Origin of the sequence: Microbulbifer okhotskensis, assembly GCF_023895975.1 — a bacterium.
In the GTDB taxonomy this organism is placed as follows: Bacteria; Pseudomonadota; Gammaproteobacteria; order Pseudomonadales; family Cellvibrionaceae; genus Microbulbifer; species Microbulbifer okhotskensis.
In genome coordinates this window covers 1-1,093 of the sequence record NZ_JALBWM010000300.1, presented here as the reverse complement: position 1 = coordinate 1,093, position 1,093 = coordinate 1, and the positions used below count along the sequence as shown (strand labels likewise).

Genomic DNA, 1,093 nt, shown 5'->3' with positions numbered 1-1,093 from the left:
GAATTCGCCGAGTAGATAACTCTAGGCAGATAACAATAATTAATAAACAGATAGCTGACCTTAATCAGTCATTAAAAGAGGCAGAGGAGCGTCTAGCTAATCTTGGCAAACCCAAAACACCAGTTAATGACGACGAGCCCGTCTCTTTAGTTCCTGACAGCAACATACCGACCTCTCTTAACGCTCAAGATGACCTTCCAGGCCTTGAGCAAGCCCTGCAAGAGCAGTTCGAGCGAACAGCTCAGAGCCGCCTAGATACTGTCGAGAATCTACGCCAAAGCCTGCTGACCGAGGAGGAGGCGATGGCCGAGAGTTACCGGCACCGGAAGCGCATCATTGAGGAGAATGTCCATGATCCGGAAAAGCGGGATGATTTGCTGCAACGGAATCAGGAGCAGTACAGCGAGGAAATCGATGCTCGCTTGCAAGGCTTAAAAGATTCCTGGCTCACCGAAAGCGAACTTTTACAGGTGCGGCAAGATGAGGAAATGGAAATCCTCGATCAAGGTTTTATTTCGAAGCGAGATCTTTTAGCTGATCATTTGGCAACAACGCAAGCAACCGAAGAGGATTCTCGTCAAGCAATTTTATCCCTGGAGGGCGAATACCAGCGCAACTTAACTTCGCTGGAAGATAAACATCGCAAGCAACGCAAAAAGATGGAAGATGCTGCGAACAAATCCCAGCTAACGAGCACCTTCAGCACCTTCAATTCAATGTTGGGAATAGCTGCTGCGTTTAGCCCTAAGTTATTCAAAATCCAGCAGAAATTAGCGCTTGCCAAAGCATTGGTGACATTACCGGCTGCAGTTATCGAGTCTTTCGATAATGCAGGAGGTTATCCGACCGGAATACCTGCAGCTGCTGCCATGGCGGCTGCTGGTGCTGCTGAAATTGCACAATTAAAGAGTGTTAGCTTTGGAAGCGGTGGCAGCGCCTCTACTGGAGCCGCGGGATCTACATCTGCTGGCAGCCTAACTTCGCCAGCTTCTCCACTGGCCTCAAGTGATTCAATTTCGACTGAGAGCGGGGAGCAAGCCGGCACGCAGGTTATTTTTCAGATAGCTGGTGATGTGAATGGGGATAACGCAGA

The 1,093-nt window shown here is 49.2% G+C and carries 1 protein-coding gene; it reads left to right on the top strand.

The features are described 5' to 3' along the window. Positions 1 to 1,093 (top strand): hypothetical protein (locus MO867_RS22175; RefSeq protein WP_252473220.1); only part of this gene is annotated, 1,093 nt, incomplete at both ends.